Annotated in this window: 25 protein-coding genes; 12 read left to right on the top strand and 13 right to left on the bottom strand. The window is 63.4% G+C overall.

Annotation, left to right across the window (positions count from 1 at the left end; genetic code table 11):
- The 3 genes from ABT24_RS03355 to ABT24_RS03345 all read right to left on the bottom strand — a co-directional run.
- On the bottom strand, nt 1-160 hold a 160-nt coding region (locus ABT24_RS03355), incomplete at its 3' end, for a polysaccharide biosynthesis protein (RefSeq protein ID WP_286737339.1).
- 28 nt (nt 161-188) lie between these two features.
- Nucleotides 189-1,043 (bottom strand): dTDP-4-dehydrorhamnose reductase family protein, encoded by an 855-nt coding sequence (locus ABT24_RS03350; RefSeq protein WP_276726719.1) that lies wholly within the window; start codon nt 1,041-1,043, stop codon nt 189-191.
- Nucleotides 1,044-1,626: 583 nt separating this feature from the next.
- Nucleotides 1,627-2,816 (bottom strand): IS3 family transposase gene (locus ABT24_RS03345; protein ID WP_286737335.1). Its coding sequence is split into 2 segments (ribosomal slippage): nt 1,627-2,558 and nt 2,558-2,816, totalling 1,191 coding nucleotides; the frame shifts between segments, so codons are not numbered across the junction.
- Nucleotides 2,817-3,259: 443 nt separating this feature from the next.
- Between ABT24_RS03345 and ABT24_RS03340 the strand changes: the two genes are divergently transcribed.
- Nucleotides 3,260-3,730 carry a hypothetical protein gene (locus tag ABT24_RS03340; protein ID WP_013105758.1) on the top strand — a complete coding sequence of 157 codons (471 nt, stop codon included), beginning with the start codon at nt 3,260-3,262 and terminating at the stop codon, nt 3,728-3,730.
- A gap of 118 nt (nt 3,731-3,848) precedes the next feature.
- Here the strand turns inward: ABT24_RS03340 and ABT24_RS03335 are convergent, their stop codons facing one another.
- The 3 genes from ABT24_RS03335 to ABT24_RS03325 form a co-directional block, all read right to left on the bottom strand.
- A complete protein-coding gene (locus ABT24_RS03335) occupies nt 3,849-4,169 on the bottom strand; it encodes a type II toxin-antitoxin system RelE/ParE family toxin (RefSeq protein WP_276728538.1) in 321 nt (106 codons plus the stop codon).
- The gene (locus tag ABT24_RS03330; RefSeq protein WP_276728535.1) at nt 4,169-4,447 is read right to left on the bottom strand and encodes a type II toxin-antitoxin system Phd/YefM family antitoxin; all 279 of its coding nucleotides are present in this window, start codon (nt 4,445-4,447) and stop codon (nt 4,169-4,171) included. Before ABT24_RS03330 ends, ABT24_RS03335 begins: the two co-directional genes overlap by 1 nt.
- A gap of 68 nt (nt 4,448-4,515) precedes the next feature.
- Nucleotides 4,516-5,445 (bottom strand): LysR family transcriptional regulator, encoded by a 930-nt coding sequence (locus ABT24_RS03325; protein ID WP_276728532.1) that lies wholly within the window; start codon nt 5,443-5,445, stop codon nt 4,516-4,518.
- Nucleotides 5,446-5,526: 81 nt separating this feature from the next.
- Here ABT24_RS03325 and ilvD point away from each other — a divergent pair, with 81 nt between their 5' ends.
- Nucleotides 5,527-7,368 (top strand): dihydroxy-acid dehydratase, encoded by a 1,842-nt coding sequence (gene ilvD, locus ABT24_RS03320; RefSeq protein WP_276728529.1) that lies wholly within the window; start codon nt 5,527-5,529, stop codon nt 7,366-7,368.
- A 34-nt stretch (nt 7,369-7,402) separates the two neighbouring features.
- On the opposite strand, the gene xdhC is transcribed toward ilvD, so the two are convergent.
- The 3 genes from xdhC to xdhA are packed head-to-tail and all read right to left on the bottom strand — an operon-like array spanning nt 7,403 to nt 12,280.
- Nucleotides 7,403-8,251, bottom strand: a complete 849-nt coding sequence (gene xdhC, locus ABT24_RS03315) for a xanthine dehydrogenase accessory protein XdhC (RefSeq protein ID WP_276728526.1) — start codon at nt 8,249-8,251, stop codon at nt 7,403-7,405.
- Entirely contained in the window at nt 8,248-10,677 is a 2,430-nt protein-coding gene (xdhB, locus tag ABT24_RS03310) for a xanthine dehydrogenase molybdopterin binding subunit (RefSeq protein WP_276728523.1), read from the bottom strand. The genes xdhC and xdhB overlap by 4 nt, the downstream gene beginning before the upstream one ends.
- 10 nt (nt 10,678-10,687) lie before the next feature.
- Nucleotides 10,688-12,280, bottom strand: a complete 1,593-nt coding sequence (xdhA, locus tag ABT24_RS03305; protein ID WP_276728520.1) for a xanthine dehydrogenase small subunit — start codon at nt 12,278-12,280, stop codon at nt 10,688-10,690.
- 147 nt (nt 12,281-12,427) lie between these two features.
- On the opposite strand from xdhA, the gene ABT24_RS03300 reads away from it, so the two are divergent.
- From ABT24_RS03300 to ABT24_RS03270, 7 genes are all read left to right on the top strand, one after another.
- Complete coding sequence (locus ABT24_RS03300; RefSeq protein ID WP_276728516.1) at nt 12,428-13,354, top strand: LysR family transcriptional regulator; 927 nt, start codon at nt 12,428-12,430, stop codon at nt 13,352-13,354.
- Nucleotides 13,355-13,450: 96 nt separating this feature from the next.
- Nucleotides 13,451-14,758: an NCS2 family permease gene (locus tag ABT24_RS03295; protein ID WP_276728513.1), complete on the top strand. Its 1,308-nt coding sequence runs from the start codon at nt 13,451-13,453 to the stop codon at nt 14,756-14,758.
- Nucleotides 14,759-14,764: 6 nt separating this feature from the next.
- The gene (guaD, locus tag ABT24_RS03290; RefSeq protein ID WP_276728510.1) at nt 14,765-16,114 is read left to right on the top strand and encodes a guanine deaminase; all 1,350 of its coding nucleotides are present in this window, start codon (nt 14,765-14,767) and stop codon (nt 16,112-16,114) included.
- 126 nt (nt 16,115-16,240) lie between these two features.
- The gene (locus ABT24_RS03285) at nt 16,241-17,785 is read left to right on the top strand and encodes an ABC transporter ATP-binding protein (RefSeq protein ID WP_276728508.1); all 1,545 of its coding nucleotides are present in this window, start codon (nt 16,241-16,243) and stop codon (nt 17,783-17,785) included.
- Nucleotides 17,772-18,827, top strand: coding sequence for an ABC transporter permease (locus ABT24_RS03280; protein ID WP_276728506.1), 1,056 nt, complete (start codon nt 17,772-17,774; stop codon nt 18,825-18,827). Before ABT24_RS03285 ends, ABT24_RS03280 begins: the two co-directional genes overlap by 14 nt.
- Before the next feature lie 12 nt (nt 18,828-18,839).
- On the top strand, nt 18,840-19,760 hold the full coding sequence (locus ABT24_RS03275; protein ID WP_276728503.1) for an ABC transporter permease: 921 nt from the start codon (nt 18,840-18,842) through the stop codon (nt 19,758-19,760).
- Nucleotides 19,761-19,823: 63 nt separating this feature from the next.
- Entirely contained in the window at nt 19,824-20,918 is a 1,095-nt protein-coding gene (locus tag ABT24_RS03270) for a BMP family ABC transporter substrate-binding protein (protein WP_276728501.1), read from the top strand.
- Nucleotides 20,919-20,979: 61 nt separating this feature from the next.
- On the opposite strand, the gene ABT24_RS03265 is transcribed toward ABT24_RS03270, so the two are convergent.
- Nucleotides 20,980-21,681 carry a pirin family protein gene (locus tag ABT24_RS03265; protein ID WP_276728498.1) on the bottom strand — a complete coding sequence of 234 codons (702 nt, stop codon included), beginning with the start codon at nt 21,679-21,681 and terminating at the stop codon, nt 20,980-20,982.
- A 144-nt stretch (nt 21,682-21,825) separates the two neighbouring features.
- On the opposite strand from ABT24_RS03265, the gene ABT24_RS03260 reads away from it, so the two are divergent.
- The 3 genes from ABT24_RS03260 (at nt 21,826) to ABT24_RS03250 (ending at nt 24,522) form a co-directional block, all read left to right on the top strand.
- The gene (locus ABT24_RS03260; RefSeq protein ID WP_276728496.1) at nt 21,826-22,875 is read left to right on the top strand and encodes an adenosine deaminase; all 1,050 of its coding nucleotides are present in this window, start codon (nt 21,826-21,828) and stop codon (nt 22,873-22,875) included.
- Between the two features lie 8 nt (nt 22,876-22,883).
- Nucleotides 22,884-23,456: a DUF1415 domain-containing protein gene (locus tag ABT24_RS03255; RefSeq protein ID WP_276728493.1), complete on the top strand. Its 573-nt coding sequence runs from the start codon at nt 22,884-22,886 to the stop codon at nt 23,454-23,456.
- A 76-nt stretch (nt 23,457-23,532) separates the two neighbouring features.
- The gene (locus ABT24_RS03250; RefSeq protein WP_276728490.1) at nt 23,533-24,522 is read left to right on the top strand and encodes a dienelactone hydrolase family protein; all 990 of its coding nucleotides are present in this window, start codon (nt 23,533-23,535) and stop codon (nt 24,520-24,522) included.
- Between the two features lie 25 nt (nt 24,523-24,547).
- Here the strand turns inward: ABT24_RS03250 and ABT24_RS03245 are convergent, their stop codons facing one another.
- From ABT24_RS03245 to ABT24_RS03235, 3 genes are all read right to left on the bottom strand, one after another.
- A complete protein-coding gene (locus ABT24_RS03245; RefSeq protein ID WP_013105777.1) occupies nt 24,548-24,982 on the bottom strand; it encodes a universal stress protein in 435 nt (144 codons plus the stop codon).
- 25 nt (nt 24,983-25,007) lie between these two features.
- Nucleotides 25,008-25,442, bottom strand: coding sequence for a universal stress protein (locus ABT24_RS03240; protein ID WP_276728486.1), 435 nt, complete (start codon nt 25,440-25,442; stop codon nt 25,008-25,010).
- Nucleotides 25,443-25,560: 118 nt separating this feature from the next.
- The gene (locus ABT24_RS03235; RefSeq protein ID WP_276728483.1) at nt 25,561-26,424 is read right to left on the bottom strand and encodes a sulfurtransferase; all 864 of its coding nucleotides are present in this window, start codon (nt 26,422-26,424) and stop codon (nt 25,561-25,563) included.
- Between the last annotated feature and the right edge of the window lie 98 nt (nt 26,425-26,522).

Here is a 26,522-nt window from a genome sequence, read left to right as displayed (position 1 = left end):
GCTTCGGATTGTTGAATGCAATCCTCATATCTTCCTGCTTCTTCTCGTCGCGACTGAAGATTCGGATCTCAGCGATATCGGTGTCGAGGAAACGCTTGAGAACTGCGTTCCCGAAGGAACCCGTGCCGCCCGTGATCACCAGAGTTTTTTTTACAAACATGGTCGTATGAGTAACTTATGTCGTTCAGTTATTTGAAATCTTGCATGCGTCTGACAAGCTCCGGCCACTCGGGTGGCTGGTAACCCGTCTCCAATCGGAAGCGCGTCGAATTAAGGGACCGATCGATGACAAGTTCGTCGGATGGATCGATGCGGATCTCCTTGCCATACGCATCGGCTACCAGCTGCAACAGCGCGTATTTGTCGATTGGCGCGGCAGATACATGATATAGGCCTCGCATCTGGGGACGCGGAACTACATACTCCTTCATGACTGTCGCAAGTTCGACGGTCGGCAAGCCCGAGAAAACGGCCTTGGTAAATCCTTTCACTGTCCCCTGCTGCGAGAGGAACCAGCCGATCAGGCTGCGATTTCCCTCGAGTTCATGTCCGATGATTGACGTACGAAGGGTGATCGCATTTGGATAGTCGACCTCGCCAAGGAACTTTGATCGACCATAAATGTCATGCGCATCGGCAAAATCGCTTTCCAAGTAGTCGCCCTTCGCGCCGGAAAACACGCAGTCTGTACTTACCTGGATCAGGCGCGCACCCACCGCCTCGCAGAGTACTGCGAGGCGGTGCGGAAGGATTGCATTTAGCGGAACCGCCTCAAGAATCTGGTTGGCTGTGGACAACTGCTTCACCAATCCAATGCAGTTGATCACGAGATCAGGCTTTGCTATGGCGAACAATCGCATTAATGCATCTGAGTTTTCCACATCGAAGCCAATTAGAGTGCGTTGCGCAAGGCGCCCATCGAAATGCCGCAGCATGTAATTACTGCGCGCCGAACCAAAGACTTCAAATGCCGAATCCCCCCCGAATATCCGGAATACAGCATTTCCAAGCATACCAGAAGCGCCAAGAACTAACACACGCATAAATTACCCTCTTTACGGAATTTATAGCAGAGAAAATTACCCGCCCCACCCCTATTAAAAACCGACAATTCACCTATAATAGGTATTTAAAAATGCTCGATCCAAAGACCAAATAATATAATAAATCGATTGTTTGATCTGCATAAATTATTTGACATAAAATCTGCCCTGTAAATATTGAGGATTTGCGTCTTTAGCTTTCAAACGGCATGCCTCCCCGCAGAAAATACTTAGCTTGAAAAAACACAAGGATGTAGCAACAGAACATTTGAGTTTGCTGCCACGCCGTAGACCAGCAACGAAGCCAAATCCCTCTCACAGCGCCGATAGCTGGTCAAAATCCAACGAACGCGCAAACGAATTTTTTTGTTAAAGCGCATAAAAAGTGAATTATACTTTATTGGGCAGATTACTATTAAAATATTTACTATATCTACATTATACCACCGATACGAGCACCAGAATTATTCATTAACGCACTGAATTTAATTGGCAGGATAAATTGTGTTAAAATATCTATTCCGCAAAGCCATTGACTAGCTGAAACTGACCTTGCCCCTGGAATCCGTGTCCCATAGCCGACTCATGCACTGGCGTGCCGGGGTGGGTTGGCGAGCCAGTTTTCTTCGAACCGCATCGGGCTGACATAGGCCAGCGTCGAGTGCAGTCGGGTGCAGTTGTACCAGAGGATCCAGGCGACGGTTTCGTCCATGGCCTGGCGCCGGGTCTTGAAGCGCTGCCCATGCAACCGCTCTACCTTCAACGAGCCGAACAGCGTCTCGCTGCAGGCGTTGTCCCAACAGTTGCCGCGACGGCTCATCGACGCGGTGATGCCGTACTCGGTCAGGACGTCGCGGAAGTCCTTGGCCGCGTACTGGCTGCCGCGGTCGCTGTGGAAGATCAGCCCGGCCTGCTTGCTCGGATGGCGTTTGAACCACGCCATGCGCAAGGCGTCGATGGCGATGTCGCGCGTCATGTCCTGGCGCAGGCTCCAGCCGATGACTTGGCGACTGAACAGGTCGATGACCACGGCCAGGAACAGCCACCCTTCGTCGGTGGCGATGTACGTGATGTCGCTCGCCCAGACCTTGTCGGGCTGATCCACGTTGAACTCACGGTTGAGCAGGTTGGGTGCGATCGGCAGGTCATGGTTGCTGTCTGTCGTGACCTTGAAGCGCCTCTTGCCACGGGCCCGGATGCCGTGCCGTTGCATGAGCTTTTGCACCCGCTCCTTGCCCACCCGGATGCCCCTGGCCAGCAGTTCCTTCCAGGTGCGTGGCCAGCCGTAGCCGCCGCGCGTCTCGGCGTGGATGGCCTTGATGTGCACCAGCAGCGCATCGTCGCTCAGGTGGCGGCGCTGCGCACCACTGGCGCGGCGAACGAAGTGCGCGTGGTAGCCGGCCACGCTGACCTCGAGCACCCGGCACTGCACCGAGATCGGCCACACACGGCGGTGGCGTTGGATGAAGGCGTACTTCACTTGGCTGCCTTGGCGAACTACGCCGTCGCTTTTCCCAGGATGTCGCGCTCCATCTTCACGCGCGCCAGTTCGGCGCGCAGCCGGCTGATCTCCATCTGCTCGGCGCTCACAACCTTGCTGTCGGCACCGGTCAGCTTGCCCAGTCGAGCCGCCTTGACCCAGTTGAACAGCGTCTGATCCACCACGCCCAGCGTGCGTGCCGCCGCCGCGATGCTCTGGCCGCCCTCGACCAGGCGCACCGCCTCTTGCTTGAACTCCAGCGTGTACCGCGCCCGCCTTATCGTCGTCGTCATTTCTATTCTCCTTGCTTGGATTAAATCACTCAGCAAGGGATACGTTTTTCGCGGGCAAGGTCACTCACGGTCGAAGACTCAAGCAAAGGCTCTGGCGGCGGAGGGCTTAAGGTTTTTGGTATTGGCGCAAATGTTCAGGGCGAGCTGGCATCCAAAGACACAACAGTTAGTCGCATCCAATTCGCGGTTCCAATCCTTTTGCCTACAAGCGAGCGCGACTGGGACGTAGAATTCAAGGACAAGGGTGAGTAAGTTGCCCAGGAATGACGGAGGTCAGGTCTAGTTTTGATATATTTGCGACAAGCTAGACCTGACCCCCGTTTTTTCGTTTTTGTACAAGTGGTTTAATGACACCCAGGCGAACGGACGTCGGCCATGAGGGGCAGAGGTGGTATCTAAAGATCGTGCTTCCGACTAAAAAATGAAGTAAAGGGTCCAACATCATGATCCACACAGCCGAGGTTGTCTTTGGGATTTTTTTACTGGTATTTTTCATTAAAGCAGGGGTAGAAATTATTCGATCTCTTCGGGAGAGGGTCGATGCGGTTGCCTGGAAAGTTGATTCAATTGAATCAACTATGAAGCAACTCGATCAAAAAATTGAGGAAGTAATTGATTGCAGGTTCAATTACTCATTGACTAATGTATACAATGAAAAGCAATTGCTTGGCCATGAGTGGCAGTATAAGATTGAGGATGGGCATTGGGTGACGGCCATTTACAGCGAGAAAACAAAAAAATTTATCGTTAAACATTTTCGAACCGACGAAAATGTCCAAAAAATAAATCTAGGCGAAAGAATTGCAAGCGACATGAAGCATAACGCCGAAAACATCTATGGCGGGGTGCCTGACAACGCAAAGGATATGCGATTTTGCAACGGCATATATGTGCCTGAAGACCTGAATCCGTGACTTCAGGAAAGATCGGGTTCAAGGAAAGTGCAGGAAAGTGACGGGGTCAGGTCTGGCTTCATAGCATAAAACGAATCTATCCTAGATTTGCCCTTGCAAGGTTTCTTTGCCTGGACCATCACCTGCGAAGAAGTCGTTTGAGAAGTATGTTTGTATAATCCTGACGGTGGCCTGCTGCGAGGTAGAGATAGGTTTTTCCGTCAAGTCGTTGATAGACCAGTTGGTGGTGGGATGTATAGGCGTTTTTATAAATGGTGATACCTACAGCAGCCAGTTCTGGAATCGGTGAGCCGTCTACAAAGCCTGTTTCTATCAGGCGTAATTTTTCAAAAATTTCATCTTCTGCAATTATCCAGGCCGATTCGCCCCATTTGTCGAGCATGTAGTCTTGCAGCGAAAGCAGATCTTCCTGCGCGTCTGGAAGGATGATGATGGCCATTATTTTCGGCTCTGGCGGGCGGCCTTTAATTGGGCGCGTGATTCCTCGATTGAAAATCCTTTGCCTTGTTGTCGGTCTTTTTCGCCGAGTGCGATGATTTTGAGGGCGGAAATTAGCGCCTCTTTTTCCTGAAACTGTTTGACATGTTCAATCACCATGCTGGCCTCGCCATTTTGGGTGATGACATATGGGGTGCCATTCAGTTCCAGATCTTCGGATATCTGGGCGGCGTGGCTTTTGAGGTAGGAGATGGATTTGATGTTGCTGACGGATTGCATGGGGCCTCCGGGGTGAATTCAGTCTGAATTTAGGTCTGAATTCAGTCTCAGTCAATGACCGCAGTGGCCTACGTCTGCGCCAGACCTTGCGCGGCCCCTTGTAGCGCCCTGATGAAATTTTCCCGCAGAGGGTTGGGAGTCTGGGCGGGTTGAAGAATGCCGAGTTCGATGGTGGCGGGTTGGCCGAGCAGGGGGCGATATTGCACGCCGGGGCGTTTTAGCTGGCGTAGCGAAGCCGGCACGAGAGCCACGCCCATGCCGCAGGAGACCAGGCCGATGACGGTTTGCATCTGCCGCGCGTGTTGGGTGATGCGGGGGGCGAACCCCGCGGCCTGACACAGGCTGAGGGTGAGGTCGTACAGGCCGGGGCCGATGTTGCGGGGCGGCACGATGAAGGGCTCTTTGGCTAGCGCGCGGAGATCGACGGCGCCGCTGCCTTCTTGCAGCACGGGGTGGGCGGTCGGAGCGGCTAGCATCAGCGGCTCTTGCAGCAAGGGGGTGAAGGTCAGTCCGGGCTCGTTCACGGGGGCGAGGCCGATGCTCAGATCGAGTTCGGCGGCGCGAAGCTCGCGGATCTGGGCGTCGGTGGTGAGTTCGTGCAGCTGCACGTCCACCTGCGGATACCGCGCACGAAAGCTCTTGAGGGTGGGAGGCAGGATGCCGAAGTCGGCGATGGAGACGAAGCCGATCGAGAGCGTACCCGCGTCGCCGCGCTCGGCCTGGCGCAACCGCTCGACCGCGTGTTCAAGTTGGGCGAGGACGGAGCGGATGTCTTCAAAGAAGGCGGCACCCGCAGCGGTGAGCGTCACACCGCGGTTGCTGCGCTCAAGCAATCGGGCGCCGATTTCGTCTTCAAGCGCCTTGATCTGGGTGGACAGCGGCGGCTGCGAGATGTGCAGCCGCTCGGCCGCGCGCGAGAAGCTGCCTTGTTCTGCAATGGTGACAAAGTACCGGAGCTGCCGCAGTTCCATAATTCGTTCGGCATATAGCGCTGCCATAAAAAATGTATTGTTCAATATAGCCGAGGGGCGGGACAATCTTCCTCTTTGTCCATCATTTCCCCGCAGGAGAATCGTCCCATGCCCGCCTACCGTTCCCGTACCAGCACTTCCGGCCGCAATATGGCGGGCGCCCGCGCACTGTGGCGCGCCACCGGCATGCAGGACGGCGATTTCGGCAAACCCATCATCGCGGTGGCCAATTCGTTCACCCAGTTCGTGCCCGGCCATGTGCATCTGAAAGATCTCGGCCAGTTGGTGATCGAGGAAATCGAGCGCGCCGGCGGCGTGGGCAAGGAGTTCAACACCATCGCGGTGGATGACGGCATCGCCATGGGGCACGACGGCATGCTCTACAGCCTGCCGTCGCGCGACATCATTGCCGACAGCGTGGAATACATGTGCAACGCGCATACGGCCGATGCGCTGGTGTGCATTTCCAACTGCGACAAGATCACCCCGGGCATGCTGATGGCCGCGCTGCGGCTGAACATTCCGGTGGTTTTCGTGTCGGGCGGGCCGATGGAGGCCGGCAAGACGCGGCTGGCCGGCAAGGTGATTTCGCTCGACCTGATCGACGCCATGGTGGCCGCGGCGGACGACAAGGTGTCTGACGACGACGTGCAGGCCATCGAACGCTCGGCCTGCCCGACCTGCGGCTCGTGCTCGGGCATGTTCACCGCCAACTCGATGAACTGTCTGACCGAGGCGCTGGGTCTTTCGCTGCCGGGCAACGGCTCGCTGGTGGCCACGCATACCGACCGAGAGCAACTGTTCCGCCGCGCCGGGCGCACCATCGTCGATCTGGCCCGCCGTTACTACGAGGGCAACGACGACAGCGTGCTGCCGCGCCGCATCGCCTGCAAAGCGGCGTTCGAGAACGCGATGTCGCTGGACATTGCCATGGGCGGTTCGACCAACACGGTGCTGCACCTGCTGGCGGCCGCGCAGGAAGGTGGCGTCGATTTCGGTATGGGCGACATCGACCGTTTGTCGCGCAAGGTGCCCACGCTGTGCAAGGTGGCGCCTTCGAGCCACTACCACCTCGAAGATGTGCACCGCGCCGGGGGCGTGATGGCCATTCTGGGTGAGCTCGACCGGGCCAAGCTGCTCGACACCCGCGTGCCGACGGTGCACGCGCCCTCGCTGGCCGCTGCGCTCGACACCTGGGACGTGGCGCGCCAGCCCAGCGACGACGTGCAGACCTTCTACCGCGCAGGCCCGGCCGGGGTGCGCAGCACGAAAGAGTTTTCGCAGAGCTGCCGTTACGACACGCTGGACACCGACCGCACCAATGGCTGCATCCGCGATGTCGCGCACGCCTACAGCACCGACGGCGGGCTGGCCGTGCTGTTCGGCAATCTGGCCGAACGCGGCTGCATCGTCAAGACCGCCGGGGTGGACAAGAGCATCCTCACCTTCTCCGGCCCCGCCGTGGTGCTGGAAAGCCAGGACGCGGCGGTCGAGGCGATTCTGGGCGGGCAGGTGAAGCCGGGCGATGTGGTCGTTATCCGCTATGAAGGCCCGCGCGGCGGCCCCGGCATGCAGGAAATGCTCTACCCGACCAGTTATCTCAAATCGAAGGGCCTGGGCAAGGTCTGCGCCCTCATCACCGACGGCCGCTTCTCGGGCGGAACGGCGGGGCTGTCCATCGGCCATGTATCGCCCGAAGCGGCCGAGGGCGGCGCCATCGGCCTGGTGCGCACGGGCGACCGCATCGTCATCGACATTCCGAACCGCCTGGTGCGGGTGGATGTGAGCGACGACGAACTGGCCCACCGCCGCGCCGAGCAGGATGCCAGGGGCTGGAAGCCCGCGGCGCCGCGCGCCCGCAAGGTGAGCCAGGCGCTCAAGGCCTACGCCAAGCTGGTGACCAGCGCCGACAAGGGCGCGGTGCGCGACGCTAATTTGTTGGACGATTGACGCGGGGCGGGCTGGCGCCTGCTCAGCTTGTCCGTCAGCCTGCTTGTTTGCCGACCTGTCCGGCAAGCTGAAGCAACTGCGCCGCCACCGAGGCGGCGATCACCTCTGGCGCCTTGCCCGGAATGCCGGGGATGCCCACTGGGCAGACCAGCCGCTCCAGCGCCGACTCGGAAACACCGCGTTCGCGCCAGCGCCGCAGAAAGCGCGCGCGTTTGGTGGCGGAGCCGATGAGGCCGAACCAGCCGATGTCGGCGCGTCGCAGAATGGTTTCGCCCAAGTGAAAGTCGAGGTCGTGGCTGTGGGTCATCACCAGATAGAACGCGCCGGGCGGCGCGGTGGCGATTTCGGCTTCCGGGACGTCCACTGCCAGGGCGCGCAGCGTGGAGGGCCACTCGCCGCCGACTTCGGGCGCGAAGGCGTCAGGCGGAAACTCCTGCTCCCGCTCGTCGATCCAGTCGATGTGACAAGGCAGCGGCCGCAAGGCGCGCACCAGCGCCTGGCCGACATGGCCCGCGCCGAAAAGCTGCAGATGGAACAGCGGGTCGGGAACGGGAAGCGCGCCGCTGGTCGCGAGCTCGTAGCGAAGCCCCACATGGCCGCCGCAGCACTGCCCGAGTGCGGGGCCGAGGGCGTGGCTTTCGAGGTGCGGTTCGGCCATCTTCCCGGCGGCCCAGCGCGCCCGCAGTTGCCGCGCGGTGGCGATGGCCTTGTATTCCAGATGTCCGCCGCCGATGCTGCCGCGGGTTTGTGTGGCGCCCACCAGCATGCAGGCGCCTTGTTCGCGCGGCGCGGAGCCGCGCACCAGGCTGAGGGTGACGCAGACCCAGGGCGTCTGCGCGGGTTCGCCGTCAAGCAGGTTGAGCGGTGCGGGTTCGCGTTTCATGGGGCTGTCGAACTCTGCTGGATGCGCACCGCCTCGATGGCGTCGAGTATGGCTTCAGGCGTGGCTGGCGCGCGCAGCGGCGGGTCGATGCGATGGTCGCCGACGGCGGAAATGGCATCGCGTATCGCCAGCAACACCGAGAAGGGCAAGAGCAAAGGCGGCTCGCCCACGGCCTTGGAGCGATGGATAGTCGGCTGGGCGTTGGGGTTGTCGAACAGCGCGGTGCGAAACGAGGGCGGGCAGTCGTTGGCCGTCGGTATTTTGTAGGTGCTGGGGGCGTGGGTGAGCAGCCGCCCGGTTTTCGCCTGCCACACCAGTTCTTCCATCGTGAGCCAGCCCATGCCCTGAATGAACGCGCCTTCGACCTGCCCGATGTCGATGGCCGGGTTGAGCGACTTGCCGGCGTCGTGCAGCAGGTCGGCGCGCAGCAGGCGCCATTCGCCAGTGAGCGTATCGACCAGCACTTCGCTGACCGCGGCGCCGTAGGCGAAGTAGTAGAACGGGTGGCCGGTAAGCGTCTTGGCATCCCAATGCAGGTCGGGCGTGGTGTAGAAGCCGTCGCTCCACAACTGCACCCGGGCCAAATAGGCCTGCTGCACCAGGGCGGCAAAGGGCAGGGTGGTGTTGCCCGCGTGCACCATGCCGCCGCTGAAGCGCACCGAGTCGGTGCGGCCGCCGTGCCGTTCGGCGGCGAACGCCGCCAGGCGCTGGCGCAAGGTGCGCGCGGCGTCGAGTGCGGCCATGCCATTGAGGTCGGCCCCGGTAGAGGCGGCAGTGGCCGAAGTGTTGGCCACCTTGTGGGTGTCGGTGGCGGTGCAGCGCACAGCGGCGAAATCCAGCCCCAGTTCCTCGGCGACGACTTGCGCCACCTTGGTGTTCAGCCCTTGCCCCATCTCGGTGCCGCCGTGGTTCACCAGCACGCTGCCATCGGTGTAGATGTGGACGAGCGCGCCCGCCTGGTTCAGGTGCACGACATTGAACGAGATGCCGAACTTGACCGGGGTGAGCGCCAGCCCCTTCTTGAGCACCGGGCTGTGGGCGTTGAATCGGGCGATGGCGGTGCGGCGCGCGGGGTAGTCGGCGCTTTGCACAAGCTGGTCCACCAGCGGGGAGATGACGTTGTCGGTCACGCCCTGACCGTAGGGCGTGTGGTTGTTCTGGCCGATGCCGTAGAAATTGGCGCGGCGGACCTGCAACGCGTCATGCCCCAGTTTGCGGGCAATGGAATCGAACACGAACTCGGTGACGAGGGCGCCTTGTGGCCCGCCGAAACCGCGGAAGGCGGTGTTGCTCTGGGTGTTGGTCTTGGCGACGAAACCGTGGATGGCGACATTGGGCAGCCAGTAGGCGTTGTCCACATGACAGATGGCCCGGGTGAGCACCGCGCCGGAGAGATCGGCGGAATGCCCGGCATTGGCGATCAAGGTCACCTCGTAGGCGAGGATGCGACCGTCGTCATCGAAGCCCACGGCGTAGTCGTACTCGAAGCCGTGGCGTCGGCCGGTGATGAGGAAGTCGTCGTCGCGGTCGAGCCGCAGCTTCACCGGCCTTTGCAGCAAGTGGGCAGCCAGCGCCGCGCAGCAGGCGAACTGCGCCGACTGCGATTCCTTGCCGCCGAAGCCGCCGCCCATACGTCGGCATTCCACCTGCACCTGATGCTGCATCCACCCCAGCATGTGAGCGACGACATGCTGCATCTCGCTGGGGTGCTGGGTGGAGCACAGCACGCGCAGCCCCGAGTTTTCGGTGGGCATGGCATAGGCCACCTGGCCTTCTAGGTAGAACTGCTCCTGCCCGCCCACGCTCAAGCTGCCTTGCAGGCGATGCGGGGCGGAGGCCATCGCCCGTTCGAGTTCGCCGGGCGCCGCCTCGCGCGTCAGGTGCATGGGGGGCAGCACATACTGATCCTGCGCATGAGCTTCGCGAGCGGTGAGCACCGCCGGCAGGGCTTCGGCCTGGATCACCTCGCGGGCCAGGGCCGCCGCGCGGCGGGCGAGGATCTGTGTGGTGGCCACAACCAGGAAGACCGGTTGACCGACGAAGCGCAGCGTGCCGTCGGCCAGAATGGGGTCGTCGTGCACCACGGGGCCGCAGTCGTTCGTCGCCGGAATGTCGGCTGCGGTGAACACGGCCACCACGCCGGGCTGGGCGCGTAGGCGGGCGAGGTCGATGCCGAGCAGCTTGCCGTGCGCCAGGGAAGAAAGCCCCAGCGCCGCGTGCAGTGTCCCGTGCAGTTCGGGCGCGTCGTCGGTGTACGTGGCCTGACCGCTGACGTGTAGATGCGCCGATTCGTGCGGCGGGCTAACTCCGACTCGGGCGCCCTCGCGCAGCGCGGGCCATTCGGCTTCGCTCCACGGTGTGTTGTCCTGGCGGGCAAAGTTCGGAATGGCGGGCGAGAGTGACAAGAGGTCGTGGGGCTTGTTCATGGTGCGCTCCTCAAACCGTGTGCAGCGCTGGTTGAAGTTCCGCCCAGACGCGGGTCAGGCTGGCAGGCAGGGGCGCTTCGAGACGGGTTTCCAGCCAGAATCGCCACAGCAGGTTGCGTGCCACGCGCTGCCGATGGACGCTGCTGGCGCGCAGATCGGTGAGAGGCTGAAAGTCTGCGTCGAGCGCCTGCATAGCCGCGCGCACGCTGGCTTCATTCCACGGCTGGCCCAGCAGCGCGGCTTCGGCCTGCGCCGCGCGCTTGACCACCGCGGCCATGCCGCCGAAGGCCAGGCGCGCGCGGCTGACGTGGCCTTGCGCATCCAGCCGCAGGGCCAGGCCGCAGCTCACCGCCGAAATATCGCAGTCATAGCGCTTGGAGAGTTTGTAGGCCCGCAGCCGCAGCGCCTGCCGGGGGGTTTCGCTCGGGGTGGGCAGAGGCAACTCGATGGCCCGCAGGAACTCACCGGGCTGCAGGGCGTTTTTCATATAGTCGAGATAGAAATCTGCAAGCGGCAGCCGTCGCAGGGTCGGCCCGCGCTGCAGCAGCAGTACGGCGTCGAGCGCGAGCAGCACGGGCGCGCTGTCGCCGATGGGCGAGCCGTTGGCCACATTTCCGCCGAGAGTGCCGGCGTGACGCACGGGCGGCCCGGCGAAGCGCAGCGCCATCTCGCGCAGCTCGGGCCAGTGCTGCACCAGCGCGGCCCAGGCATCTTCCAGCGGCACGGCCGCGCCGATGCGAAGCTGGGGGCCGTCGTGTTCCACCGCATGCAACTCGCGCACGTCGCCCAGATAGAGCAGATCGCCCACGTCGCGGAACTGCTTATTGGTCCACAGGCCGATGTCGGTGGCGCCAGCCAGCAGTCTGGCCTCTGGCCGTTCGGCCCGGACGGCGGCAAAAGCTTCAAGGGTGCGTGGGGCAATGAAATGGTCGATGCGGGGTTGACCGCGCGCATCGGGATAGGCGGGGTTGGGCGCGGCGTGCACAAAAGGCTCGGTCGTGCGCTCAGCAATCTGGCGCAGCAGCGCGGCAAGGGGCTCGGGGTCGAGCCGCGCCGCTGGCGCCTCGAACATCGCCTGACCCGCATCGAGAATGGGGCGGTAGCCGGTACAGCGGCACAGATTGCCCGACAGGTCGTCGGCGAGTTGCTGCCGCGTGGGCCGCGTGCCCGAGCCCTGGTGGCGCTCGTAGCTTGCGTAAAGCGACATGGCGAAGCCGGGGGTGCAGAAGCCGCACTGCGAGCCGTGACAATCGACCAGGGCCTGCTGCACCGGGTGCAGCGCACGGCCCGGGGCGAGTTGCTGAAGGTCTTCGACGGTCAACAGCGCCTTGCCATGCAGCGTGGGCAAGTAGCGGATGCAGGCGTTGATCGGACGCAGCTGCAACGATCCCACGGTCACCGCGGCGCAATCTTGATTGATGCCATCGGCCAGCTCCGCCACGACCACGGTGCAGGCGCCGCAGTCGCCTTCGGCGCAGCCTTCCTTGGTGCCGCAATGGTGCGCCTGCTCGCGCAGCCACTGCAGCACGGTGGTCGTGATGGCCAGATCGCCGACTTCAGCGATCTGGCCGCGATGGACGAAGCGGATAGGTTGGGTGTTCATGGCAGGTTGCGGGCCATCAGGCGGTGGAAATGTGAAAACAGAGTGAAGCACGATGCTGCAAGTATTGGGCCACGATCCGGCGCGATTGACATATGCTGAACTGTATACAAAACATGCGAAGCGGCTGATGCCGCAAGGGGCTGCACCATGAACAATGCGCTGGACTCCATTGACCTGCATCTCATCCGGGTACTGCATACCGTGCTGACCGAATCCAACGTTTCCCGCGCCGCCATGCGGCTGGGCTCGACCCAGCCCGCCGTGAGCGCCGCGCTGCGCCGCTTGCGCGGTATCACCGGCGATGAACTGCTGGTGCGCAGCGGCAATGCGATGGTGCCCACGGCCTTCGGCGCCAGCCTGATCGAGCCGAGCGCCTGCATCCTGCGGGAAGCGCAGCGCTTGCTCGGCGGCGCCAGTCCGTTCGATGCGATGCACAGCACGCGGCAGTTTCGCCTCGTGGCTGCCGACTATATGGACCCGGCCTTTCTGCCGCAGCTCATCGCCACGCTCAAACGCGAAGCGCCGCTGTGCGGGGTGGACGTGCTGCCGTTGTCGGCCACGCTGGATTACCGTCATGCGCTGGCCGCTGGCGATGTCGATGCCGTGCTGGGCAACTGGCTGGAGCCGCCGCAGGATCTGCACCTTGCGCCGCTGATCGAAGATGAAATCGTCTGTCTGGTTGCCGCCGATCACCCCGCGCTGCGGCGCGGTCTGGATCTGGAGCAGTACCTGCAGGCCGAACATGTGGCGCCGTCGCCGCTGCGTGCCGTGGGCGAAGGCGTGATCGACCAGCATTTGCACCATCTGGGGCTGCAACGCAACGTCACGGTGCATTGCGCCTTTTTCAACCTGATTCCGGGGCTGGTGGCGCGCAGCCTGCTGGTGCTCACCACCGGGCGCCGCTTCTGCCAACGCTATGTGGATGCCGGTTTGCCGGTACACATCCTGCGCTGCCCGGTGCCGTTTCCGCCGCTGACCTATTACTTGCTGTGGCACGCCCGCGTGCATCTGGACGCCGCGCACCGCTGGCTGCGTGCGCATATTCGTGAGGCCGCCGCCCCCCGGCCGGGCTGACCTCCTTCTCAACTCCTTCTCAACCCCGCGCCGATGCGGCACGGGCCTATCGACCTCGCCACCCTGAGCGAGGCGTTAAAACCCAGGAGACTGTTCATGAATCTGCAAACCTTGTTCAAGCTCGATGCGCACGGCACCGATGTGCGCACCGAGATTCTGGCGGGGGTGACGACCTTTCTCACCATGTCGTACATCATCTTCGTCAACCCGTCGATTCTGTCGACCACGGGCATGGACGCCAGCGCCGTGTTCGTCGCCACCTGTCTGGCGGCCGCCCTGGGCACTTTCATCATGGCCTTCGTCGCCAACTGGCCCATCGGGCTGGCGCCGGGCATGGGGCTGAACGCCTTCTTCGCCTTCACCGTGGTCAAGGGGATGGGCTTCACCTGGGAGCAGGCGCTCGGGGCGGTTTTCATCTCCGGCTGCATCTTCATTCTGCTGACCATCACCGGCGTGCGATCCTGGCTGGTGGCGGGTATTCCGAAGTCGCTGCGTAGCGCCATTGCGGCAGGGATCGGCATGTTCCTGGCGATCATCGCGCTGTCGAACGCGGGGGTCGTGGTGGCGAATCCGGCCACCAAGGTGGGGCTGGGCAATCTGGCCTCGCTGCCGGTGGTGCTGGCAGCCGGCGGCTTTCTGCTGATTGCGCTGCTCGACTACTGGCGGGTGCGCGGCGCCATTCTCATCGGCATTGTGGCGGTGACGCTGGCGAGCATGGCGCTGGGGCTGACCCAATATCACGGCATCGTGTCGATGCCGCCGAGCATTGCACCGACCTTGTTCAAGCTCGACATTCTGGGCGCGCTGCATGCCGGGTTTTTTCACATCATTCTGGTGTTCGTGCTGGTGGAAATTTTTGACGCCACCGGCACGCTCACCGGCATCGCCCGCAAGGCCGGGCTGCTGAAAGACGGTGCCAAGGACGGCCAGAGCGGTCTGGGCCGCGCGCTGTTCGCCGACAGCCTGGCCATTTTCTCCGGCTCGCTGCTCGGTACCAGCAGCACCACGGCTTATATCGAAAGCGCTTCCGGCGTGCAGGCGGGTGGCCGAACCGGGCTCACGGCACTCACCGTGGGCGTGCTGTTTCTCGCTGCGCTGTTCATCGCGCCGCTGGCCGCCGTCGTGCCCGCTTACGCCACGGCCCCGGCTTTGCTCTACGTTGCCGGGCTGATGATGCGCGAGCTGCTGGAGATCGACTGGAGCGACATTACCGAATCGGTACCCTCGGCGCTGGCGGCGCTGATCATGCCCTTCACCTATTCCATCGCCAACGGCCTGGCGTTCGGCTTCATCATGTACGCCGCGCTCAAGCTGCTGACCGGGCGGGCACGCGAGGTGCATCCGGCCCTGTGGGTGGTGGCGGGGTTGTTTCTGCTGCGCTACGCGCTGTTTCCCTCTGACTGACGATTGATGACTGCTGTGGACACTTTGGCCTCTACCGTCGCCCCCGGCCCAGCTCGCGTGGCCTTGCGCGGCGACATTCTCTACTTCCTGCGCGACCCCGGCTGGAGCGAAGACGCCACCGGCGCCGTGCGCTTCGAGCCCGACGGCTGGCTGCTGATCGAGCAAGGCCGCGTGCATGCGGTGCGGCCCGCCGACGAGCCGCCCGACGCGAGCTGGGCGCGGCAGGACTGGCGCGGCCATCTGGTGTTGCCGGGCTTCATCGACCCGCATGTGCACGCGCCGCAGCTCGATGTCATCACCTCCTTCGGCGCGGCGCTGCTCGACTGGCTGGAGCGCTACACCTTCCCGGCCGAAGCGCGCTACGCCGACCCCGAACAGAGCCGCCTCGGGGCGGAGCGCTTTTTGCACGCGCTGCTGGCGCACGGCACCACGTCGGCGCTGGTGTTCGCCACGGTGCACAAGGCCAGCAGCGAGGCGCTGTTCGCAGTCGGTCAGCGGCTGGGCATGCGGCTCATCACCGGCAAGGTGCTGATGGACAGCAACTGCCCGGCCGACCTGCGCGACGATGTGGTGCAGGCCGAGCAGGACTGCATCGACCTGATCGAGCGCTGGCATGGTGTCGACCGCCTGGCCTACGCCGTGACCCCGCGCTTCGCCGCCACCAGCAGCGCTGCCCAACTGACCATGGCCGGTGGATTGCTGCAACGCTACGCCCAGCGCGCCGGGGGGCTGTATATGCAGACGCATGTGGCTGAGAACCGCGACGAGGTGCGCTGGATCGCCGAGTTGTTTCCCGACAGCCGCAGCTACCTCGACGTGTACGACCGCTGCGGCCTGCTCACCCGCCGCAGCATTCTGGCGCATGGCATCTGGCTCGACGATACCGACCGCGAGCGCATGGCGCAGACCGGCAGCAGTATCGCCTTTTCACCTTCGTCCAACCTGTTTCTGGGCAGCGGCCTGTTCGACTGGGCCAAAGCCGAGGCTGCGGGGGTGGGCGTGGCCCCGGCGAGCGATGTGGGCGGCGGCACCAGTCTGTGCCAGTTGCGCACCCTGGCCGATGGCTACAAGGTGCTGGCGCTGCAGGGCCAGCGTATGACGGCCTGGCAGGGGCTTTACGCCGCCACCCGGGGCGCGGCGCGCGCCCTCGATCTCGAGCACGAAATCGGCCACTTCGCCCCCGGCACCGCGGCGGACGTGGTGGTGTGGCGCTGGGCCGAGGGTGCCGTGCAGCAGCGGCGGCAAGACATGGCACGCAGCTTGCATGAGCGTTTGTTCGCGTGGATGCTACTGGCCGACGAACGCAATGTCGCGGCCACCTATGTGCTGGGGCAGTTGCGATACCGGCCGGGATAGAGCCAGCATCAGGCCAGCATCAGGCCAGCATCAGGCCAGCATCGTTTGGGGCTGCGGGCCGCATCTGCGCAAGGTCAGGTATAGGACAATCCGACATTCCGTCTTTCCGCTTCATTCGATTTCCCCATGCGGCTCGCGCTCGAACACATCAGCAAGTCCTATCCAGGCGTCAAGGCCAACGACGACATCAGCCTGGCGGTGCAGCCCGGGGAAATCCATGCGGTGCTGGGCGAGAACGGTGCGGGCAAGTCCACGCTGATGAAAATCATCTACGGCGCGGTGCAGCCCGATGCCGGGAGTATCGTGTGGAACGGCGCGTCCGTTCGCATGAAAAACCCCGGCATGGCCCGCGAGCTGGGCATCGCCATGGTGTATCAGCACTTTTCGCTGTTCGACACCCTCACCGCCGCCGAGAACATCTGGCTGGGACTGGGGCGCGGTGTCAGTCTGGCGGAAATCGAAACCCGCATTGCGGACATCTCGGCGCGTTACGGGCTGGACTGCGCGCCGCGCCGCCCCGTGCACACCCTGTCGGTCGGTGAGCGCCAGCGGGTGGAGATCATTCGCTGTCTGCTGGCCGATCCCAAGCTGCTCATCCTCGACGAGCCGACTTCGGTGCTCACGCCGCAGGCGGTCGAAAAACTGTTCGTGGTGCTGCGCCAGCTTGCGGCAGACGGCTGCAGCATTCTCTACATCAGCCACAAGCTCGACGAAATTCGCAGCCTCTGCCACAACTGCACCGTGCTGCGCGCGGGCAGGGTGAGCGGCCGTGTCGATCCGGCCCAGGAAACCGAGGCCAGCCTGTCGCGGCTGATGATCGGCGCCGATCCGCCCGAGCTGCAGCACCGCCCGTCGCAGGCGGGCGAGGTGCTGCTGAAGGTGGACGATCTGGCCCTGCCGGGCGATGGCGAGTTCAGCGTGGCCATCGACCACCTCTCGCTGCAGGTGCGGGCCGGAGAGATCCTGGGCATCGCCGGGGTGTCGGGCAATGGCCAGCAGGAATTGCTCGCCGCGCTGTCGGGTGAAGACCGGCGCGCCCGCCCCGCGGCCGTGCTGCTGGCGGGCGAGCCGGTGGGCACGCTAGGGCCGGGGCAGCGCCGCAAGCGCGGGCTGCATTTCATCCCGGAAGAACGCTTGGGAAGAGCCACGGTGCCGGTGCTGTCGCTGGAGCAGAACATGCTGCTGACCGCGCGCCCCGCCGAGGCGACGACGCGGGGCCTGATCCGCCGCCAGACCCTGCGCGAGCAGGCGCAGGCGGTCATTCAGCGCTTTGGCGTCAAGGCCAGCGGGCCGCAGGCCGCGGCGCGCAGTCTGTCGGGTGGCAATCTGCAGAAATACATCGTGGGTCGCGAAATACTCGGTCGTCCCCGCGTGCTGATCGTTGCGCAGCCGACCTGGGGCGTGGACGTGGGTGCGGCGGCGCAGATCCGCGCCGAGCTGCTGGCGTTGCGCGACGGGGGCTGCGCCGTGCTGGTCATCTCGGAAGAACTCGACGAACTGTTCGAAATTGCCGATCGGTTGCAGGTGATGGCGCGCGGCAAGCTGTCGCCCTCCATCGCCCGCGCCGACGCCACGGTCGAGCAGATCGGTATGTGGATGAGCGGGCTGTGGCCGCAAGGCCCGGCCACCATCACGCAAACCGCAACGGAGGTGGCGCATGTTGCGGCTTGAGCCCCGTGGCGTGCCTTCAAGGTGGATGGTGTGGCTGTCGCCGCTGTTGGCTCTGGGCATTACCGTGGCGTTCGGCGTGGGCATTTTTCTGGCCATGGGCAAGAACCCGGTCCACGGCCTGAGCATGTTTTTCTGGGAGCCGGTCAAGAGCGCCTACAACCTGTCGGAACTGGCGCTCAAGGCCACGCCGCTCATTCTCATCGGCCTGGGGCTCGCGGCCTGTTATCGCAGCAATGTGTGGAATATCGGCGCCGAAGGGCAGTACATCCTCGGTGCGATTTTCGGCGGCGGCGTGGCGCTGCTGGCGGGCGACCACACCTCGCATGTCATCGTGCTGCCCATTCTGCTCGCCGGCATTCTGGGCGGCATGGTGTGGGCGGCGCTGGTGGCGGCACTGCGCGACTGGTTCAACGCCAACGAAATCCTGGTCAGCCTGATGCTGGTGTATGTCGCGCAATATCTGCTTGACTATCTGGTGTACGGCCCGTGGAAGGACCCAGAGGGCTACAACTTTCCGCAGACCAAGATGTTTGCCGACCCCACGCTGCTGGGCCACTTGATTGAAGGCACGCGGCTGAACTGGGGTTTCCCCATCGCGCTGGTCGCGGTGGCGCTGGTGTGGCTGTTTTTGTTTCGCAGCGTGGCCGGATTTCGCTTGCAGGTGGGCGGGTTGGCGCCGGGCGCGGCGCGCTACGCCGGGTATTCCTCGCGCAAGGCGCTGTGGACGGTGCTGCTGATGTCGGGCGGGTTCGCCGGTCTGGCCGGGGCGCTCGACGCCATCGGCCCGCTGCAGCAACTCACGCCACAGGTGTCGCAGGGCTATGGTTTCGCGGCCATCATCGTGGCCTTCGTCGGGCGGCTCAATCCGGTGGGTATCGTGCTGTCGGGCGCGCTGATGGCGATGTTCTACATCGGCGGCGAACTGGCGCAGTCGCGTCTGGGCTTGCCCAATGCGATGACGGGCGTGTTCCAGGGCCTGCTGCTGTTTTCGCTGCTCGCCTGCGATACCTTGATCTACAACCGCATCCGTTTCAAGCGCTGAAGGACATCACGCATGGATATGGCCGCTTCTCTCATCGCCACCACCTTGAGCGCGGGCACGCCGCTGGCGCTGGCTTCGCTCGGCCTGTTGATCAACGAAAAGTCGGGCGTGGTCAACCTCGGTGCCGAGGGCATGATGCTGATGGCCGCAGTCATCGGCTTTGCCGTGGCGCTGCACACCGGCAATCAGTGGGCCGCCTTCGGCGCGGGGGCCGCGGTCGGCGCGCTGATGGCTGGCGCCTTGGGGCTGCTGGTGATCTGGCTCAACACCAATCAATACGCCACCGGGCTGGCGCTCACGCTGTTTGGTGCCGGGCTGTCGGCCTTTATCGGCATTGACTATGTGGGCAAGACCCTGCCCAACTTTCAGCCGTGGGACATTCCGGGGCTGAGCAATCTGCCCTTCATCGGCCCGGCGCTGTTTCGTCATCACCTTATGGTGTATCTCACGGTGCTGCTGGCGCTTGGTCTGATCTGGTTTTTCGACCGCACCCGCGCCGGCCTGGTGCTGCGCGCGGTGGGCGAGTCCCCCGAATCGGCGCATGCCCTGGGCTACCCGGTGCGGCGCATCCGTTTGCTGGCGCTGATGTGCGGCGGCGCGCTGGTGGGCGTGGCGGGGGCTTATCTTTCCGTGATCTACACGCCCTTGTGGGTGCAGGGCATGACGGCGGGGCGCGGCTGGATCGCGCTCGCGCTGACCACCTTCGCCACCTGGCGCCCGGCGCGGGTGCTGCTCGGCGCGTATCTGTTCGGTGGCGTGACCATGCTGCAGTTCTTTTTTCAGGGCAGCGGGGTGCAGATTCCGTCGCAATTCCTGTCGATGTTGCCCTACATTGCCACCATCGTGGTGCTGGCGCTGATGTCGCGCAACCCGCTGTGGATCCGCATCAACATGCCTTCGTCCATCGGCAAGCCGTTCACTCCTGGAGGCTGAGCTTTTCGCGCACGCGGGCCCGATTTTTGTATACAGTTTTACATCACTTTTATGGAGGACTCCATGTTGAAAACAATGTTGAAAAAACCGCTGGTCGCGCTTGCGGCCGCGGCCAGTGTGCTGGCGATGAGCGCGGCGCCCGCGCAGGCCACCGACCCGCTGAAGGTCGGCTTCGTCTACGTCGGCCCGGTGGGCGATGCCGGCTGGAGCTTTGCGCACAACCAGGCTCGCCTGGCGCTGCAGGCCAAGTTCGGCGACAAGATCAAGACGCAGTTCGTGGAGAGCGTGCCCGAAGGCCCGGATTCGGCCCGCGTGTTCCGCGATCTGGCTCAGCAGGGCGACGGCCTGATTTTCGCCACCAGCTTTGGCTATATGGAATCGGTGCTGCGCGTGGCCAAAGACTTTCCGAACATCAAGTTCGAGCACGCCACCGGCTATAAAACCGCCAAGAACGTCGGCACCTACGACGCCCGCACCTACGAAGGCGCTTACCTGGCCGGGGTGCTCGCTGGCGGCATGACCAAGACCAATGTCCTGGGCGTGGTGGGTTCGGTGCCCATTCCAGAAGTGATTCGCAACATCGACTCCTTCACCCTCGGGGCGCAATCGGTCAATCCGAAGATCAAGACCAAGGTCGTCTGGGTGAACAAATGGTTCGATCCGCCGAAGGAAACCGAGGCCGCCACCTCGCTCATCAACCAGGGCGCCGACGTGCTGTTCCAGAACACCGACTCGCCCGCCGTGCTGCAGACCGCGGCCAAAATGGGCAAATACGGTTTTGGCTGGGACAGCAATATGAGCAAGTTTGGCGGCAAATCGCATCTGGCCTCGGCCACGATCAACTGGGCGCCGCTGTATGAAATGCTCACCGCCGAAGTGCTCAAGGGCGACTGGAAACCCGCGCAATACTGGTGGGGCATGAAGCACGACACCATTCAACTGCAGGACATCAGTCCCGCCGTGCCGGAGGCGCTGAAAAAGACCGTGCTTGAGCGCGAGGCCGGTCTGAAGAACGGCAGCTTCAGTATCTGGAAGGGCCCCATCGTCGATCAGTCCGGCAAGACGATGGTGGCGGCGGGCCAGGTGGCCGACGACAAATTCCTCCACGGCATCACGTTCTATGTGAAGGGTGTGGAAGGCCAGGTTCCCGGGCGGTGAGTCACCCGAGTTTTGCTGGCTGAAAACGGGCCGGAGACTGCATGAGCCGGCCCGTTTTCATTCAGGCCGCGGCATCGACCAGCACGACCTCCGCCTCTTCGAGGGCAGTCAGACGCAGCAGGTTTTCGTCGCGGATGGCTGCACCGTCGCGAGCTTGCAGACTCACGCCATTGACCTCCACCTTTCCCCGTGCAGGAACGAGATAGGCCCTGCGGCCTGCGCCTAGCGCGTACTCGACCGAGTCGCCTGCCTTGAGCGTTGCGCCCAGCACTCGGGCATCGGCACGGATCGGCAGCGCTTCGGCGTCGTCTTTCATGCCACTGGCCAGGGCGATGAACCGGCCGGATCGGTCGGTTTTCGGAAAAGGCTTGGCGCCCCAGGCTGGCGGCACGCCGCGACGGTTGGGCAGAATCCAGATCTGAAAGAGGGTCGTCGGGACGGCTTCCCGGTTGAATTCGGAATGCCGGATTCCTGTACCGGCACTCATCACCTGCACGTCACCCGCTTCGGTGCGCCCGCGATTGCCGAGGCTGTCTTCATGCGTGATGGCGCCCTCGCGGACATAAGTGATGATTTCCATGTCGGCGTGGGGATGCGGTGCAAACCCGGTCGATGGCGCGATGGTGTCGTCGTTCCAGACGCGCAGCGCCCCCCAGTTCATGCGCTGAGGGTCGTGATACCCGGCAAATGAAAAGTGGTGCCGCGTGTCCAGCCATTCGAGGCGGTCGCCGCCGAGTTGTTCAAACGGTCTGCGTTCGATCATGCCGTGCTCCTGTTGGAAGATGGATTTGTAAGGCACAACATAGTGCAAGGGGAGGGGGTTTGCAGGGCAGCAATTCGGCAGGAGACGTCTGCATTTCCGGCGCCTTGCCTCTAAACTAAGCGATTGATTTCAGAGATCCCCATCATGTCCCGTCCAGACATCGCCGCCTTGCCTGCGGAGCGCGTTGCCCATTTGCTGCGCGTCAGCCCGAAGGCTGAATTGCATGTGCATATCGAGGGAACGCTGGAGCCGGAGTTGATCTTTGCGCTGGCGCAGCGCAACGGCGTGTCGCTGCCGTATGCCGATGTCCAGGCGCTGCGCAAGGCCTATGCCTTCAGCGACCTCCAGTCCTTCCTCGATCTGTATTACGCCGGGTGCGATGTGCTGCGCACCGAGCAGGATTTTTTCGATCTGGCCTGGGCTTATTTCCAGCGTGCCGCGCGCGATCATGTGGTGCGCGTGGAGCCGTTTTTCGATCCGCAGAGCCATACCGTGCGCGGCGTCGGCTTCGAGGTGTTCATGCCGGCCTTCATCCAGGCGGCGCAGCGGGCGCAGGACGAACTCGGGCTGAGTGTCGGCTGGATTGTGAGCGTGCTGCGCCACCTGCCCGAAGAAGACGCCTTGCAGACGCTCGACGCCGCGCAGCCCTGGCTCGACCATCTCATCGGCATCGGACTCGATTCGTCCGAGCGCGGCAATCCGCCCGAGAAGTTCGCCCGCGTGTTCGCCCGCGCCCGCGAAATGGGGCTGCACGCCGTGGCGCATGCCGGTGAAGAAGGCCCGCCGGCCTATGTGCTGGGCGCGCTCGACGTGCTGAAAGTCGAGCGCATCGACCATGGTGTGCGCGCCAGCGAAGACCCGGCCTTGATGCAGCGTCTGGCCCGTGAGCAGATGCCGCTCACCGTCTGCCCGCTGTCGAATGTGCGGCTGTGCGTGGTGCCCGACTTGGCACAGCACAACCTGCCGCAGCTGCTTGCCGCTGGGCTGAAAGTCACGGTCAATTCCGACGATCCGGCGTATTTCGGCGGGTATATCAACGACAATCTGACCGAGCTGTTCGCCGCGCAACCCGCCTTGGGTGCGCCGCAGGCCTACGCGCTGCTGCGCAACAGCCTCGAAGCGAGCTTCGCCGCCAATGGCGACAAGGCGCTGTGGATCGCGCAGCTCGATGCGCAGTGGCGACAAGCCGCCTGACGCACGGCATGAACCGCCCGCAATTGCTCAACGATCCCGTCGTGGCGCAGACCCGCGCCTGGGTTGACCGCATGGTGATCGGGCTGAATCTGTGCCCCTTTGCCAAGGCGCCGCAGGTGAAAGGCCGCATCCGCTATGTGCACTGCGAGGCCACGACGCCCGAGGACTTGCTGAGCAGCCTCGGCGATGAGCTGCAACTGCTGATGCGTACCGCGCCGGACGAGGTGGAAACCACTTTGCTCATCCACCCGCACACGCTCGCACATTTCGTACAGTACAACGCCTTTCTCGACGAGGCCGATGCACGGGTGGAACAACTCGGCCTGCGCGGCATCCTGCAGATCGCCAGCTTTCACCCGCAGTATCGGTTTGCCGGAGCCCGCCCGAACGACGTGACCAACGCGACCAATCGCTCGCCGTTTCCCATGCTGCATCTCATCCGTGAATCCAGCATCGACCGCGCGGTGGCCGCTTTTCCCGAAGCGGCCGCCATCTACCAGGCCAACCGGGCGACGATGCGCCGTCTCGGCAAGCAGGGCATCGCGGCCTTGCTGGCGCAATGTCGGAGCGGGGCGGGGTAGGTCAATTTATCCCCATCTGCATCACTGGATTGGCTCGCTGTAGCATTTGCTCACATTTCGACGTGAGGAGACAGCGATGTGGAACGAAGATCTGAAGGCGCAATTCCAGAGTCTCGCACCGGGCCGTCCCGACGGCGAGTTGTCCCGGCGTGATTTCGTGCGTACCGCGCTGGGGGTGGGTTTCGCCGCAGCGGCAGGGCCGGTTATCGCGCAGACCGTGGTGCAAACCTCGGCGGACGGCCTGCTCGCTGGAGAGGTGCGGATCGAATCCGGCGGCCAGAAGATTCCGGTCTACCAGGCGCAGCCCAAGGGCAAGACCGATCTGCCCGTGGTGCTGGTGGTGTCGGAGATTTTCGGGGTGCACGAGTACATCGCCGATGTCGCCAGGCGCTTCGCGCATCAGGGTTATCTGGCGCTGGCGCCCGATCTGTTCGTGCGGCAGGGCGACCCGATGGCCTATGGCAGCATCGCCGAGGTGATGAGCAAGGTCATCTCCAAAGTCCCCGATGCCCAGGTGATGCAGGATCTGGACGCCTGCCGAAACTGGGCGCTGGCCAATGGCGGCAAGGCGGACCATGTCGGCATCACCGGGTTCTGCTGGGGCGGGCGCATGGTCTGGCTTTACTGCGCGCATGCGCCGGTACAGGCGGGAGTGGCCTGGTATGGCCGCCTGGTCGGCACGCCTTCTGACTTGGCGCCCAAGAACCCGGTGGATATCGTCAAGGAACTCAAGGCGCCCGTGCTCGGTCTTTACGGCGGCAAAGATCAGGGCATTACGCAGGAGTCAGTCGAGCAGATGCGCAAGGCGCTTGCCGACGGCAGCGCTGCGGCCAAGGCGTCCGAAATCGTGGTGTATCCCGACGCCGGTCACGGTTTTCACGCGGACTACCGGCCCAGCTACAACGCCAAGGACGCCCAGGACGGCTGGAACCGGGCGCTGGCCTGGCTGCGTCAGCACCAGGTGGTTGCCGTAGCCGCCGCCGACGAGCCGCCGCAGGACGGCATGTGTCAGACGGAACGAGGGTTTCCGCAGACTTTTCCGGTGGACAAACTGCTCAGCGGCTGAGGTGGTTTTTGGGGTGCCTACGCCCTCAGCGAACGACCAGCACCGGCAGTTTGGAATGCGACAGCACCCGTGAAGTCTGGCTGCCCAGCATGGCCGAGGTCATGCCGCTGCGGCCGTGCGAGGCAATGACGATGGCGTCGCAGCCCTGCTTTTCGGCGGCGGCGAGCAGGCCGCGCCAGGCTTGGGCGTCTTCTTCCACCACGGTGTCGCAACTCAGCCCGGCCGCATTGATGCGCTCGCTCATGTGCTGCAGCGCCACATTGGCCTGTTTGCGCACTTCGTCCTGCCACTGGTCCATGCCGACGGGCATGACTTCGATCGCGCCGATGTACGGATACAGATCGATGACCGAGCAGACGGTGATTTTGGAGCCGAATTTTTTCGCTAGCTCGATGGTGTAGGGCAGCGCTTTGTCCGCTAGCTCTGAGCCATCGGTGGACAAGAGTAGATGGTTGAACATGGGAGTGCTCCTTTTGAAAGGCTGGTCAGCGCAGGACCAGTACCGGAATGGTGGAATGGGTCAGCAGCTTCTGGGTTTCGCTGCCCAGTAGCAGGGCTTGCATGCCGCGGCGTCCGTGGGAGGCGATCACCACCAGATCGCAACCGCGCTCCTTGGCCACGTCGAGCATGGCTTTCCAGGGGTGGATGTCTTCGGCAATGATGGGCTCGAAGGCCAGATCAGCGCCCTTGCAGGCGTCCTGCAGGGGCTTGAGGGCGTCTTCTGCCTCTTGCGTGACGTGCACGCGGTACTGGTCCGCCGTGATGGGCACGGTTTCGGCCAGGCCGGAGTAGGGATACGGGTCGGTGACGTTGAGGCCCACCACCGCAGCGCCACAGCTTTTGGCTAAAGCTACCGCATGGGGAATCACTTTGGCCCCGGTGTCGGAACCGTCGGTGGGGACGAGTATTTTTTTATACATATCGATCTCCGTTTAGAGTAGGTGAGCTGTAGGTGAACTGATCGGGATTGCGGTGGATAGAAGCCTCAATCACTATCCATATGCTGCTCCTCGAATGTATTGGCGGGCTTGTTGCAGATCAAACCTTGCCGGGTGTGCGCCCGGTTGCCACGGGGCGTGCGGGATCGGCGCACCACTCGCTCCAGGAGCCGGGGTAGAGCAGGCTGCCGTCCATGCCGGCGTAGGTCATCGCCAGCAGATTGTGGCAGCCCGTGACGCCGGAGCCGCAATGATGGATCACATCGCGCGGGTCCCAGTCTTCGAGGAGCGCGGTGAATTCTTCGCGCAATTGCTCGCGCGATTTGAAGGTGCCGTCGGGCTGCAGATTGGTCTGGAAGAAGCGGTTTTTCGCCCCGGGAATATGCCCGCCGACTGGATCGATCGGCTCGACTTCGCCTGCATATCGCTCCGGCGCGCGCGCGTCCAGAACGAGGTGCTTGCCACTGTGCAGGTTGTCGAGCACACCGCGCGCAGGTACGGCGCCCACCAGCGCGGGGCGGCGGCTGAAGTCACCCGGGGCCCGAGCCGCTGGCGCCGCGCCCTCGCTCGCGCCGCCAGCGGCCGTCCAGGCCTGCCAGCCGCCGTCGAGCACGGCCACCGCGTCGTGGCCGAGCCAGCGCAGCATCCACCACAGGCGCACGGCAAAGCTGCCTCCGGTTCGGTCGTAGGCGACGACCTGCTGGTTTTGGCGCAGGCCGAGTTGGGCGAGTCGGGCTGCGAAGGCGTCGGCATCAGGCAGAGGGTGCCGACCGTTGTGCCCGCTTTTTGGCGAGGACAGATCGCGGTCGAGGTGCAGAAAGATCGCGCTAGGAATATGAGCCTGGTCATAGGCCTGCTGGCCCGCTTCGGGCTGGGCGAGGTCATGACTGCAGTCGACGATGAAGGCGTCACGCAGTGAGGCCAGTTCGGAGGCGGTAATCAGGGTGGTGTAGGGTGAGGACATGGTGCGTAGCGTCTGTTCTGAAGCAGGGGATGCGAAACCATAAAGCAAAAACCCGCATGGTGGCTTCCAATGCGGGTTGAAACGGGTCTGCAGCCCGC

Source organism: Thiomonas sp. SCN 64-16 (genome assembly GCF_001725585.1).
GTDB classification, from domain to species: Bacteria; Pseudomonadota; Gammaproteobacteria; order Burkholderiales; family Burkholderiaceae_C; genus Thiomonas; species Thiomonas arsenitoxydans.
Note: the sequence above shows the minus strand (reverse complement) of the source record. Positions and strands in the feature narration are given on the sequence as shown.